Raw genomic sequence first — 12,729 nt, forward strand, 5'->3', positions numbered from 1 at the left:
GTCACTCCCCGCCGGGCGTTGTGGCCTCTTGGCGTGGTGCCGGGACCCCCAGGAGGCGGTGGGCGAGGGCGAGTGGCGCCCGGTGGTCACGGGTGGGGGCGGGTGCCGTGGCGCGGTGGGTGGGGAGGCGTTCGACGGTCGTGGTGCCGGTGTCGGATTCCAGGGTCGGTGCGTAGCCGGCGGCGCGCAGTGCGTCCAGGGTGGCGGCCGGCGGACGGGCGCTGACCAGGACGGTCGGGGCGATGGCGCGCAGCCCGAGGTCGTGCAGCGCCCGGTGGGCGGCGAGTTCCTTGACGAGGGCCTCGTCGTCGGAGCGGATGCAGCAGGCGGCGGGCAGGACGCGCATCCGGCCATGGGCGCGGGCGGTGTCCTGGATGAGGTAGTCGAGGGGCTGCGGCAGGACGCCGGTCGCCGAGGCGCGGGTGAGGTCCGCCAGGAGGGTGTCGGCAGTGTGGCCGGTGTCCAGTGCACGGCGTACGGAGGCAGGGGTGAAACGCCAGGTCACGGCGTGGTCTTCGGATTCACGGTCGGCCGCGGACGTGAGCAGGGCGGCGAGCGCGGCGGCGGGGCGGCCGGGCACGACGACGGTCAGATCGGCCTGGAAATGGGCCTGTTCGAGGAGCGGCGGCAGCAGATCGGCGAGCGGCCGGTCCAGCGACCGTGGGTCGGTGAGCAGTGCGCGGCCGAGCGGGGTGAGGGTGCCGTGGGCGGCGATGCCCAGGTAGGCGGCTTCGTGGAGGGTGTGGGCGGCACGTTCCCCGGCCATCGGCTGGTGGGTGACGGCGAGGGGGCGGTGCCAGTCCGCCGCCCGGAGGAGAGCGTTCCAGGCGGTGCCGTTGCTGGTCTCCTGCTCCGCGGGTTCGGTGAACGGCAGTGCCGGGAAGGGCGCTCCCGCCCCGTAGGGGACGGCGGCCAGGGCGGCGAGGAGGGCGTGCCGGAGGGCGGGCGCGTGCCGGTCGTGGCCGCGGACCAGTGCGGTCGGGGTCTCGCCGAACGGGGTGTGGGTGGGGATGTCCCACAGCCCTGACCAGGCGGCCAGTACGGGGGCGAGGCGGGCGCCGGGCGGGCGGCCGAGCCAGTCGTCGTAGGCGCCGGTGGGGAGCGCGGTGATGCCGGACGGGGTGCGGGTCAGCGCGATCAGGTCGGCGGCGAGCGCCAGGTCGAGGAGGAGGCGGGTGTGCGGTTCGGTGGCGCCGGCCGCTTTGGCCAGCCGTTTGATCTCCCGTACGGCCAGCCCGCCCGATTTGCGCAGCGCGGCGGGCTGCGTCGCCAGGGAGGCCAGCAGGCGGTCCAGGGTCGCGGCGAGGGTTGCCGCGGCGGCCCGGGATTCGTCGTACGGCGAGGTCGGCGCGACGGATGCGGCGGGTGTGGTGGAGTCGGCGGGGTTGTCCAGGGTGGGCCGCGGGGCGTCGGCGAGGAGCGGGCCGGGGTCGTGGGCGGCCAGGAGTTGCGGGGTACGCGGCGGGACGACGATCGCGCCGTCCCCGGTGGGCGCGGCGAGTCCGTCCTCGTAGAGGGCGTGCAGGGCGGTTTCGGCGGCGGTGCGAGCGGGGCCGGGCGGGGTGGCGCCGAGGGCGGCGAAGACCTCTTCGGGCGGGACGGGTTCGGTGGCCAGGTGCGCGAACGACAGCCGGTGCGCCATCAGGGACTGGTAGTCGGCGCCCGGGGCGGGGGCCGCGGGGCCGGGGGCGGCATTCCGGGCGCGCTCCTGGCTGATGCGGGCGGTGGCGGTGAGCACCTGGAGCCGGGGGTGGTCGAGGTGCAGCACCAGTTGGTGGAGGGTTTCGTAGGACCACAAGGCACCGGCCAGGCCGCGGAGTTCGGTGGGGGCGGGCCGGCGGGCGAGCGGCTCGGCATGGCGGGTGAGGAGCGCGGCGAGCTGTTCGGGGGTGCGCCGGGCGAGGGATTGGGTGAGTGCGTCGAGACCTTCCACGGCGTTGAGGTTAGTCATCGCGCGAGCAGGGCGGTGAGGGCGCCCACGGGGTCGGAGTCGGCCGGACCGGTGGGCCACCAGTCCTCGGTGCCGGGCTCGGATTCGTACGGATACCAGCGGTGGTCGTGGCCGAAGCGGAGCTGAATGCCGCGCTCCGGGTCGGTGAGGTGGTTGTGGCGCGGGCGCAGGGACGGCAGGTCCGCGGCGAGGAGGGCGCTGCGGGCCCGGTCGAAGTCGCCGGCCGGGGGGTTCCAGGCGGTGTCGAGGAGGGTGAGGCCCTCGGGTCCGCCCTGCCGCCAGGCGGCGACGGCACGGGCCACGTCCGTGGTCGTACGGCCGGTCGCCGCGGCGAGGTCACGGTAGAGGGCCCGGGTGGTGGAGGTCAGGCCGGCGGTGGGGTGGGCGGTGGCCGTCAGGCGGATGGCGTCCTCCCATGGGGGCAGTGACGGGAACGGGCTGTGGACGGGCGGACGTCCGGAACCGGGGCTCGGGGGCGCGGCGGCGGTCACGCAGGCGTGCGCGCGGGCGGCGGCGTCGGCTGCCAGGAATTCGAGGGCGGCGGGGTCGAAGGGCAGACCGTCACCGTCCGGCAGGGCCGGCGGGCGGCCGGGCTGTGGGGGCGCCGGCAGCGGGGGCGGGAGCGGCGGCCGGGGGCGGTCGGCGAGCGCCACTCTGGCCAGGACGCCGTGAGAGGTAGACGCCGCCCCTGGTACCGCACGCTCTCCGGGGGCCGCCTCCGCGGCCGGTCCGGGGGCGGCGGTTGGCGTCGCCGGACGGCCCTCGGTCCCCTGGCCCTGCCGGGGCGGCGAGGTGGTGGCGACGGTGTGGGCGCGGGCTTCGTGGGCGGTACGGGCGGCATTGCGGCAGGAGAGGTCGTCGAGAAGTTCGCGTTCGCCGCGGCCGCGCATCAGCAACAGCACGAACGGGTCCGCGTCCAGGAGTCGGGCCACCTGGAAGCAGAGTGCGGCGGCGTGCTTGCAGGGCCTGCCGTGGTCAGGGCACGAGCAGCGGGCGACGAGGTCGCCCGGCCCGGGAAGGAGACGCGTCTCGCCGTCGGCCAGCGCCCGGGGCAGCTTCTTGGCCAGCAGAGCGGTCAGTTGGTCGGGCTCGGCGGCGATGGCATCCAGGAGGCCGTCCCACTCCTGGTCGCTGAGGGTTCGCAGACGGATGTCCGCGCTGTAGGGCCGGGGCCTGCTGCCGCGTACGGTGGCGACGATGCGGCCCGGGGTGACGTTGATGGTGTCGACATGGCCGTCGCGGGCGTAGGTGCGGCCACGGGCGAGCCGGGCGCTGTCGAGCGCGGCGGTCTCCAGTGCGTCCAGCCAGGCGCTGCCCCACCAGGATTCGGCGAACAGCCCCCGGGCACCGGTCCGGACCGGCAGGGGCAGGAAGGTACGCGAGCGGTCCGCGCGGGCCAGCCGGTCCGCGGCGGCGGCGCGCCCGGAGGTGCGGCGAGGGTTCATCCGGGCCTCCTGAGGGAGACGAGGTCGGCCAGGTCGGCATCGGTGAGCTCGGTGAGCGCGGTCTCGCCACCGGAGAGCACCGCGTCGGCGAGCGCCCGTTTGGCGCTGAGGAGTTGGGCGATGTTGTCCTCGACGGTGCCCTCGGCGATCAGCCGGTGGACCTGGACGGGCTGGGTCTGGCCGATCCGGTAGGCGCGGTCGGTGGCCTGCTCCTCCACCGCCGGATTCCACCAGCGGTCGTAGTGGATCACATGTCCGGCGCGGGTCAGATTCAGACCGGTGCCCGCCGCCTTCAGGGACAGCAGGAAGACCGGCGCATGCCCGGACTGGAAGCGGTCGACCATCTTCTCCCGTTCGGCGACGGGGGTGCCGCCGTGCAGGAGTTGCGCCGGGATGCCGCGGGTGGCCAGGTGCCGTTCGAGCAGCCGCGCCATGCCCACGTACTGGGTGAAGATCAAGGTGGCGCTGCCCTCGGCGAGGATGGTGTCCAGGAGTTCGTCGAGGAGTTCGAGCTTCCCGGATCGGGCGGCGAGACCGGGCGCGGCCTCCTTCAGATACTGCGCGGGGTGGTTGCAGATCTGTTTGAGGGCGGTGAGCAGCTTCATGACCAGGCCACGGCGGGCGATGCCTTCGGCGGTCTCGATCCGGGTGAGGGTCTCGCGGACGACGGCCTGATAGAGCGCGGCCTGTTCGCGCCCCAGTGCCACCGGGTGATCCGTCTCGGTCTTGGGCGGCAGTTCGGGCGCGATCCCCGGGTCGGACTTCTTACGGCGCAGGATGAACGGGCGCACCAGCCTGGCCAGCCGCTCGGCCGCCGCCGGATCCTCGCCGCCCTCGACCTCACGGGCGTGCAGGGCGCGGAACGTCTTGAGGGGCCCGAGGAGTCCAGGGGTCGTCCAGTCGAGGAGGGCCCACAGCTCGGAGAGGTTGTTCTCCACGGGCGTGCCGGTGAGGGCGATCCGGGCGGGGGCTTTGATGCTGCGCAGCGCCTTGGCCGTCGAGGAGCGCGCGTTCTTCACGTGTTGGGCCTCGTCGGCGACGACCCAGGCCCATGACCGCCCGGCCAGCCGGGTGGCGCTGCTGCGCATCGTCCCGTAGGTCGTCAGCACGAAGCCTCCGTCGAGGCCGTCGAGGCTGCGGCCGACGCCGTGGAAGCGGCGTACGGGGGTACCGGGAGCGAAGCGCTCGATCTCGCGCTGCCAGTTGCCCAGCAGGGAGGCCGGGCAGACCACCAGGACGGGCGCGCTCGGCCGCCGGTGCCGGTGGAGCGCGATGACGGTGAGGGTCTTGCCCAGGCCCATGTCGTCGGCGAGGCAGCCGCCGAGACCAAGGGAGGTCATGGTGTCGAGCCAGGCCATGCCCCGTAGTTGGTAGTCGCGGAGGGTGGCCCGCAGTCCGGGCGGCTGGGGCAGCGGGCGGGCCTCGGTGGTGAGGCGGCCGCGCAGTGCGGCGAGGGCACCCTGGGGCACCACCTCGACCTCCTCGCCGTCCACCTCGGCGGTGCCGTTGAGCGTCGCGGCGAGGGCGTCGACCGGCTCCAGATAGCCCAGTTCCCGCTTACGGGCCTTGCGGACGAGCCCGGGGTCCACCAGGACCCACTGGTCACGCAGCCGGACGACGGGCCGGTGGGCCTCGGCGAGGGCATCCATTTCCGCCTCGGTCAGCGGTACTCCGTCCATCGCCAGCTGCCAGCGGAATTGCAGCAGTTCACTGGTGTCGAAGAAGCCGAAGCCGTCCGCGGCCGAGGCCGGCGCAGGGCGCAGCACCGCCGCGGCGGCCAGGCCACGGGCGATCTCCCTGGGCCAGTGCACGGTGACTCCCGCGGCACCCAGGCGTGACGCGGCTTCCCCCAGCAGGTCGTACAACTCGTCCTCGCCGAGCGGCAGTACGTCGGGGACCGGCCGCTCCAGGAGGCGGGCGAGCGGGGCCCAGATACGGGCGGCGCGGCGCAGAGCAAGGAGAGTGTCCACCCGGGAACGCGGCCCGAAGTGGTCGGGGCCTTCGCCTTCCCACAGGTCCCGGGCGTCGGCGACCAGGGTGGGGTCGGTGAGGCTGTGCACCTGGAGGACAGCGGCGGCCGCACTGCGCTCCTCGGTGCCGCCCTCCGCTCTCTCCTCCGCCCTGTCGAAGAGCTTGTGCGGGGCAAGGTCGAGGCGCAGGGAAAGCCGCACACCGGCATCGACACCGGCCGCCACCTCGGCGGCCCATTCCCGGGCGCCGGGGAGATGTTGGGACGCACTCGCGGCGAACGGGGCACCGGCCACCAGCCCGGCGGCGGGCGTACGGGGCAGCGCATCAACGACCGCGTCCACATAGAGCCGCACCAGGACCGCGGGATCGGTCACCTGAAGAGGATGGCTGCCGGGGACCGGCACGGCATGCGCCTCGGCGGGCATGGCGGCGGCGATGGCCCGGAGGTGCGCGATGTCCTCGGCGTCGAGCGGGCCGGCGCGCCAGGCGTCGGTGTCCTCGAGGGTCAGTCCGGGCAGCATGCGGCCGCGGGCGGCGAGGTGCAGCGCATGCAGGGTGGCCGCGCCCCAGCAGGCGGCGGCCGGGTGAGCCGTCGGGTCGTGCCGGGCACCGACCAGCAAGGGGACGGCCTCGGCCACCGGGAGCAGGACGGCGGGGACCGTACGGCTGCGGGCCCCGTTCCCATGACGGCGGGCGACGGTCAGCATCCCCTGCTCGGCGCCCCCGTACCCGTCCCACGCCCCTTCGTCGCTTCCCCGGGCGGCGAGATCCGGAAGCGGCCCGCCATCAGGCCGCCAAAAAGCGATCTTCCCGGCGCGTGGCAGCTGGGCCGGCCGGAAGACCGCGGCGCAGCCGACCAGGGCGGCAGCACCGATTCCGCGGCCCTGCCCCGTGCCCACGGGAAGGGCCACAGCGGGCGAACCGTCCGGCGACCGGGCCTCCCCCGCTGCCGTCTCCCACCGCCTCGCCATTCCATCCCCTGCTGCCTGGTCGATTGCCTGGTCGTTCCGCCCCGGGCGCGACACCCTCCGAGCCTGCCGCGCCCGCCCTGCTCCGACGCCCCCGACCTGCGAGTCTACGGTCGTACCCACTGCGTCTCCCGCCCCCTCTCCCGCGTCTGCGCCTGCGTTTGATCGAGCGGCGGGCGATGGATCACCGGTCACCCACCCTCGGCTCCGCCCCGCCGCGGCACGCGCCCGGCGCCAGGACGGAGACAGCGAGCGCACGGCCTGTCGCCTCGTCCGGCCGATGGCAGCCGTGCCGCCCCGCCCGCCGGCGATCGTCCGACCGCGTGCTGCCTGACTCCGATGGAAGCAGACAGCACTGACAACGCCCCCCGCCTGCGCTTTTCGCACACCGATCAGGGTTATCCACAGCCCACGAAAATCTCCTTGCCCGCATCCCGAAATCCGCTACGGTGAGTGACGTCATCACTCTCAGTGATCAATCAGTCGGCATCGGTGAGGAGCTCTCATGAACAGCCCTACGCACGAACAAACCGCCGCGACGGAGGCGTTCCCGACCGGCGCGCATCTCGTGATCCAGGCGGGCGCCGGGACCGGCAAAACAACGACCCTTGCCCTGCTGGCCCGCACCGCCCGGCGACAGGGCCGGCGGGGCCGGTACATCGCCTTCAACAGAGCCGTCGCCCGCCACGCCGCCCGGACCTTCCCCGCCGAGGTGGCCTGCGGGACCGCCCACGCCCTCGCCTACACCGCCGTGGGCAGGGACTACCAGGCACGGATGAACGCCCCACGGCAAGCGGGATGGCGCACGGGAGCGGCCCTGGGCATCGACGAAGAGACGTCCTTACGCCTCGGAGCACGCAACGTCACCAACAGGGCGCTCTCCCACACGGCCCTGCGCACCGTCACCCGCTTCTGCCGGTCGGCCGACGAGGAGCTCGCACCACACCATGTCCCGCCCCTGCGCGGAGCCAAAGCCGAGCCCCTGCGGGCGCAGCTCGCCGAGCTCACCCTTCCCTACGCGCGCAAGGCCTGGGCCGATCTCCAGCACCCCGCTCACGGCGTGGTCCGCTTCGAGCACGACCACTACCTCAAGATGTGGGCGCTGCGCGATCCCGTCATCCCGGCGGACTTCCTGCTCCTCGACGAGGCACAGGACACCAACCCCGTGGTCGAGCAGGTCTTCACCGCCCAGCGCGACCACGCTCAGCTGGTGCTGGTCGGGGACTCCGCCCAGGCCATCTACGGCTGGCGCGGCGCACGCGACGTGATGACCGGATTCGACGGCAGACAGCTCAGCCTCTCCCACTCGTTTCGCTTCGGCCCGCCGCTCGCGGCCGAGGCCAACCGCTGGCTCACGATCACCGACGCACCGATCCGGCTCACAGGTTCGCCCGGTCTGGAGACGGAGTTGGGCACGGCCTGTGCACCGGACGCGGTCCTGTGCCGGACCAATGTGGGAGCGATGGTGGAGGTGATACGACACCTGGACGCGGACCGCCGGGTCGCGCTGGCCGGCGGCGGCGAGGCACTCAGCGCCCTTGCCCGCGCCGCTCACGACCTCGAATCCGGGCGCCGCACGGCCCACCCCGAGCTGATGCTCTTCGAAACCTGGGGCGAACTACGCGAGTACGCGGAGTTCGACCCGGCCGGACGGGACCTGCTGCCCTTGGTGGAGCTGATCGACGAGCACGGCACCGAGGCCCTGCTGTGCGCCCTGCACCGGCTCTCTCCCGAGGACTCCGCCGAGGTGACGGTGTCCACGGCCCATCGGGCCAAGGGCCGGGAGTGGGCGCGCGTACGCATCGCGGACGATTTCACCGGCCCCGAAGATCTCGACGAGCGCGACGAGGACGGGACCCCTCTCCCCGGCCCGATCGACATCGGCGAGGCGCGCTTGGCCTACGTCGCCGTGACCCGCGCCCGCTCACTGCTCGACATCGGCGGACTCTCATGGATCAACAGCCACCCCGCCGGCGACCCACGTCCCACACAACCAAGAAGAGGAGCAAAGGGTGAAAAGTAGGGAAAGAGGTGCCAGGGACAGGTGACTGGCTCGTCGACCGGGAGGATCCTGGAGGTGGGAGATGGGTTCCGATGCGTACAGGAAATGAGCCCCTTCACGCACGCAGCCCGCTGAAAATCCGCTGCGGGCTGGCGCTGTGGGGGTTGCTGTGGACGATCGCCGGAGCCGTGGCCTTCGTCAATGCCGGCAGGCCGGAATGGGCCGCCGCGTGTGCCGCCCTGGCGATGGTGGCGGCCGCGGACCTGGCCATGGTGATCCGCCACATCCGCCAGGGACCGCACTACCAGCCGGGCAAGGACATACCGCCCTACGCCCCTGACCGAGGCCGGAACGACGCATTCGGCATACGCAACGACACAGGCCGGAGACGGGACACCAGGCCGTAGGGCTGCGGCGCAACGGTGCCGGGCCCTCCTTGCCGAGACGATGCCGTACTGCGAGCTGCGGGGCAGCATTGCCAGGTTCCGTACCGTCCACCCGCCTGAGGACCGTCGGGTACGGAGTCGGGCGGGAGGGACCCAGAGGGGCCTGACGTCCAGCACTCCGGACCCGGGCTCCCCGCCTCTGACTCGGACGTGGAACGACCTCCGCTCAGCTGCTACTGATCGCCGTTAGCGGGACCAGGGCCGCGTTCGCCATCGCCGTCGCCGGTGTCCTGTGCGAAGCGGGCGGCTTCGATGTAATCCGGGCGCGGGTCGAGAGCCGCCGCCAGTCGGAAGTGGCGCAGTGCCTCCTCGGACCGGCCGGCGCGCTCCAAGGTGCGGCCGAGCGCGAAGTGCGCGAAGGCATTGTCCGGTTCGCGCTCCAGAACGATCTGGAACTCGAGTTCCGCAGGACGCAGTTGAGCGGCGAGAAAGAAGGCACGGGCGCGCAGCAGTCGGGCCGCGGTGTTCTCGGGGTGCGCGGAGATGACCGAGTCCAGCAGGCGGATCGCCCCGCGCGGGTCGCGGGCCGCCAACAGCTGCTCCGCGGCGCGGAAGTCGATGACATGCGTCTCGGGGCTGCTCTCGGGCACGGCCTGCTCCTCTCGGTCGCCGTCGGGACTTCCCTTACCTGCGGACCGTACGGCGTTGCCTGCGGCACAACAATCCCATCGGTCCGGGCATTCCCCCGCCGGCCCGGCCTCAACCGGCCCTACCGGCGGCCCCGCATGAGGCTCTCACCATGTACCGGGAGGAGGAACGACGCGGGGCAATGATCTATCCCCGTCTCCAGCCTGGGAGGTTGCGGAAACAGACGGTGGGGTGTCGCGAGAGAAGGCAGAAGGGCGAGAAGCGGAGGTGCCGGCAGCAACGGGCGACCAGCAGAGGAGGAACCCGAAGAGGTGGCACCGGCGGAGGCGGATACCGAGGAGGCGGCACCAGCGGAGGCGGTGGCACCAGCGGAGGCGGAGGGTGGGAGGGGAGGGGAGGGTGGGAGGGGAGGGGAGGGGGAGGGGGCCCCAGGGCCACGCCTCCACTACCCCGCCTCCACCGCCCCGCCACCAGGCACCAGGCACCCCGCCCGCAGCCCGCAGCCCGCCGCCCGCCGCCCGCCGCCCGCCGCCCGCCGCCCGCCGCCCGCCGCCCGCCGCCCGCCGCCCGCCGGACCCTACTGCTACAAGCTGATGTGGTACGCCTTGCGCAGGGTCTCGTGCACGGTCCAGCGGGTGCGGTCGCCCTCGCGCAGGACGCAGGCGTCGCCGGGGCCGACCTCCAGTACCGGGCCGCCCTCGACCTCGATGGTGGCGCGCCCGCTGACGACGACGAACAGCTCATTGGCCTCGGTGTCCGTCACCACGCCCGGAGTGATCTGCCAGATGCCCCGGATCTGCCGGCCGTCGGGGGCCTCCCACAGCACCTTGCCCGTCACCACCGGCTCACCGGAGACGATCTGGGAAGGGTCCAGGGGATCGGGCTCCAGATCGTTGTCCGCGATGCCAGGGATGTTGACCACGAACGATGCCGGCGCCGCGTCCCCGGCAATGGGGGACTCTGCGGAGGTGTCGGAGCCGGGCTCCGCGGCGAGATCGGGCTCTATGTCAGGGGTCTTGGCGTCAACGCCGGAAGCAGCAGTCATGGCGGCGAGGGTATCGTCCGGCCTCAAGCGGTCCGCAGGCGCTCCCACACTGCGCGGACCTGCGGTTCCAGCGCCTCCAGCGGTCCATCGTTGTCGATGACCAGATCCGCGACTGCCAGCCGCTGTTCGCGGGTCGCCTGGGCCGCCATCCGCGACTTCGCCTCGTCCTCCGCCATGCCACGCAGCCGCACCAAGCGGTCCAGCTGGGTCCGGGGTGCGGCGTCGACGACCACCACCAGGTCGTACAGCGGGGCCAGCCCGTTCTCCGTCAGCAGCGGCACGTCGTGCACCACCACCGCGTCCGGGCCTGCCGAGGCTTCGAGTTCGGCCGAGCGTGCCCCGACCAGCGGGTGCACGATCGCGTTCAGCGCCTTGAGCCTGCCGGGGTCGGAGAACACGATGCCGCCCAACTTCGGCCGGTCCAGCGTGCCGTCCGGCGCGAGGATGTCGGCGCCGAACTCCTCCACCACCGCCGCCAGTCCGGGCGTACCCGGCTCGACGACCTCGCGTGCGATCTTGTCCGCGTCCACGATCACCGCGCCGTACGACGCCAGCAGTCGCGAAACCTCACTCTTGCCCGCGCCGATTCCGCCGGTCAGCCCCACCTTCACCATGGGCCCACGCTATACGCTGCGCCCGGACGGCAGGAGACTCCCATTGATTCAGGCGCCGACCAGCTCAGGCACCGGCCGATTCAGACGCCGGACGATGAGAGCCTCCCGCCAAAAGAGCCACCGGCCGCTACCGGCACCAGCCGGTCCAAGCACCCGCCGATTCCAGCACCGACCGATCCAGGCCCGCCCGATTCAGGCCCCGCCCGCCCCGCCATCGCCTTCCCGCTCCGCCAGGAAGCGTTCGAATTCCCGGCCGAGCTCGTCGGCCGACGGGAGTTCGGCCGGCTCGGCCACGAGGCTTCCGCGGCTCTCCGCGCCGGCCACCGCGTCGTACTGATGCTCCAGGCCACTGACCAGCGCGACCAGTTCCTCGTCGCCCTCCGAGATCTGCCGCTCGATCTCCTCCTGGGTCCGCAGCGCCTCCGTACGCAGCGAATGCGCGGCGCCCGGCAGCACCAGGCCGGTCGCGGCCGTCACCGCCTCCAGAGCGGTCAGCGCGGCGTCCGGGTAGGCGGAGCGGGCGATGTAGTGCGGTACGTGCGCCGCCACTCCCAGGACATCGTGTCCGGCTTCCGCGAGCCGGAATTCGATCAGCGCCTCCGCGCTGCCGGGCACCTGCGCCTCGTCGAAGAAGCCGCCGTGGCCCGGCATCAGGTCGGTGCGGTTGCCGTGCGGGGTGAGGCCCACGGGACGGGTGTGCGGGACGCCCATGGGGATGCCGTGGAAGTTCACCGAGAGGCGCACGCCGAGCCGCTCCACGATCTCCTTCACGGCGCTCGCGAAGCGCTCCCACTCGACGTCCGGTTCGGGTCCGGACAGCAGCAGGAACGGCGCGCCGGTGGTGTCCCGTACGAGCCTCAGCTCGATGCTCGGGGTCTCATAGGCGGTCCAGCGGCTGCGCTCGAAGGTGAGCAGGGGCCGGCGGGCCCGGTAGTCGACGAGGCGATCGTGGTCGAAGCGGGCGACGACCTCGTTCGGCAGACCGTCCAGCAGCCGGTCCACAATCTGGTCGCCGGTCTCACCGGCATCGATGTACCCGTCGAAGTGGTACAGCAGCACCAGTCCGGCGGAGTCCCTGGAGGCAAGCGCCTCCACCTCCGCGAGCCCGCTCGGCTCCCATTCGTACAAACCCTGGGGATCCAACACAGTGACCGCTCCTCCTCGTTCTCATGAGCGGCAACGCACGACCCGGCGCAGGCATTCCCGGCAACGGAGATGCCCTGGCCCACCGTGCGCACCGCCCGGCCCCACACCAGGCCAGTCCCCCACCGCACCGGCGCCACACACCGACCCCGCCCCGCCCATCCGAAACCGGCCGTTTCCAGCCCCCCACGGCCCCACGCGACCCCACCCGGCCTGCCACGCCCCCGGACCCACGGACGCCGCACGCCCACGGGGCACCCCCACGCCTCCACCCCCAACGCACGCCATGCCCCCTCCCCTCGCCCCTTCCTCCGCAGAACCGTCAACTTCCCCACAAAGCAGGCAAGTTCACCTCCAGCTCCCCATCACAGACCCAACCGCCCCAGCCGCCACGTTCCGTCCGGTTCTCGCCGCCCTCCCGGACACAACAGCCCCACCCCCGCCCCACCGCACCGGCCCCACCCCACACACGACGAAGACCCGCTCCCCCCAAGGGGAACGGGCCTTCGTCTATCGGCTAGTGCCTGGCAGCGGCGGACCGCTGCCTACCGGCGAG

General features: G+C 73.0%; 9 protein-coding genes. 2 read left to right on the plus strand and 7 right to left on the minus strand.

Features of this window, described 5'->3' with window-relative positions; genetic code table 11:
• Position 1: 1 nt before the first annotated feature.
• From CP981_RS09770 to CP981_RS09780, 3 genes are read right to left on the minus strand one after another with little or no spacing between them, the layout of a single operon-like run.
• Positions 2-1,951: a helicase-associated domain-containing protein gene (locus CP981_RS09770; protein WP_244329605.1), complete on the minus strand. Its 1,950-nt coding sequence runs from the start codon at positions 1,949-1,951 to the stop codon at positions 2-4.
• The gene (locus CP981_RS09775; RefSeq protein WP_085928198.1) at positions 1,948-3,396 is read right to left on the minus strand and encodes an SWIM zinc finger family protein; all 1,449 of its coding nucleotides are present in this window, start codon (positions 3,394-3,396) and stop codon (positions 1,948-1,950) included. The genes CP981_RS09770 and CP981_RS09775 overlap by 4 nt, the downstream gene beginning before the upstream one ends.
• The gene (locus CP981_RS09780) at positions 3,393-6,338 is read right to left on the minus strand and encodes a DEAD/DEAH box helicase (protein WP_208852918.1); all 2,946 of its coding nucleotides are present in this window, start codon (positions 6,336-6,338) and stop codon (positions 3,393-3,395) included. The genes CP981_RS09775 and CP981_RS09780 overlap by 4 nt, the downstream gene beginning before the upstream one ends.
• A 502-nt stretch (positions 6,339-6,840) precedes the next feature.
• Here CP981_RS09780 and CP981_RS09785 point away from each other — a divergent pair.
• Both CP981_RS09785 and CP981_RS09790 read left to right on the plus strand, forming a co-directional pair.
• Positions 6,841-8,358, plus strand: a complete 1,518-nt coding sequence (locus tag CP981_RS09785; RefSeq protein ID WP_085928197.1) for a UvrD-helicase domain-containing protein — start codon at positions 6,841-6,843, stop codon at positions 8,356-8,358.
• 71 nt (positions 8,359-8,429) lie between these two features.
• Positions 8,430-8,744 (plus strand): DUF6343 family protein, encoded by a 315-nt coding sequence (locus CP981_RS09790; protein ID WP_167536076.1) that lies wholly within the window; start codon positions 8,430-8,432, stop codon positions 8,742-8,744.
• Between the two features lie 212 nt (positions 8,745-8,956).
• Here the strand turns inward: CP981_RS09790 and CP981_RS09795 are convergent, their stop codons facing one another.
• From CP981_RS09795 to CP981_RS09815, 4 genes are all read right to left on the minus strand, one after another.
• A complete protein-coding gene (locus CP981_RS09795; protein ID WP_085928195.1) occupies positions 8,957-9,373 on the minus strand; it encodes a tetratricopeptide repeat protein in 417 nt (138 codons plus the stop codon).
• A 581-nt stretch (positions 9,374-9,954) separates the two neighbouring features.
• Positions 9,955-10,416 carry a cupin domain-containing protein gene (locus tag CP981_RS09805; RefSeq protein ID WP_244329606.1) on the minus strand — a complete coding sequence of 154 codons (462 nt, stop codon included), beginning with the start codon at positions 10,414-10,416 and terminating at the stop codon, positions 9,955-9,957.
• A 23-nt stretch (positions 10,417-10,439) separates the two neighbouring features.
• Complete coding sequence (coaE, locus tag CP981_RS09810) at positions 10,440-11,030, minus strand: dephospho-CoA kinase (protein ID WP_085928739.1); 591 nt, start codon at positions 11,028-11,030, stop codon at positions 10,440-10,442.
• 192 nt (positions 11,031-11,222) lie between these two features.
• Complete coding sequence (locus CP981_RS09815; protein WP_085928738.1) at positions 11,223-12,176, minus strand: PAC2 family protein; 954 nt, start codon at positions 12,174-12,176, stop codon at positions 11,223-11,225.
• Positions 12,177-12,729 lie beyond the last annotated feature (553 nt).

Source organism: Streptomyces platensis (genome assembly GCF_008704855.1).
Lineage (GTDB): Bacteria > Actinomycetota > Actinomycetes > Streptomycetales > Streptomycetaceae > Streptomyces > Streptomyces platensis.

Coding starts and splice junctions, on each gene's coding strand:
- CP981_RS09805 (WP_244329606.1), bottom strand. CDS start 10,416: ATGACTGCTGCTTCCGGCGTTGACGCCAAGACCCCTGACATAGAGCCC.
- coaE (WP_085928739.1), bottom strand. CDS start 11,030: ATGGTGAAGGTGGGGCTGACCGGCGGAATCGGCGCGGGCAAGAGTGAG.
- CP981_RS09785 (WP_085928197.1), top strand. CDS start 6,841: ATGAACAGCCCTACGCACGAACAAACCGCCGCGACGGAGGCGTTCCCG.
- CP981_RS09775 (WP_085928198.1), bottom strand. CDS start 3,396: ATGAACCCTCGCCGCACCTCCGGGCGCGCCGCCGCCGCGGACCGGCTG.
- CP981_RS09790 (WP_167536076.1), top strand. CDS start 8,430: ATGCGTACAGGAAATGAGCCCCTTCACGCACGCAGCCCGCTGAAAATC.
- CP981_RS09770 (WP_244329605.1), bottom strand. CDS start 1,951: ATGACTAACCTCAACGCCGTGGAAGGTCTCGACGCACTCACCCAATCC.
- CP981_RS09780 (WP_208852918.1), bottom strand. CDS start 6,338: ATGGCGAGGCGGTGGGAGACGGCAGCGGGGGAGGCCCGGTCGCCGGAC.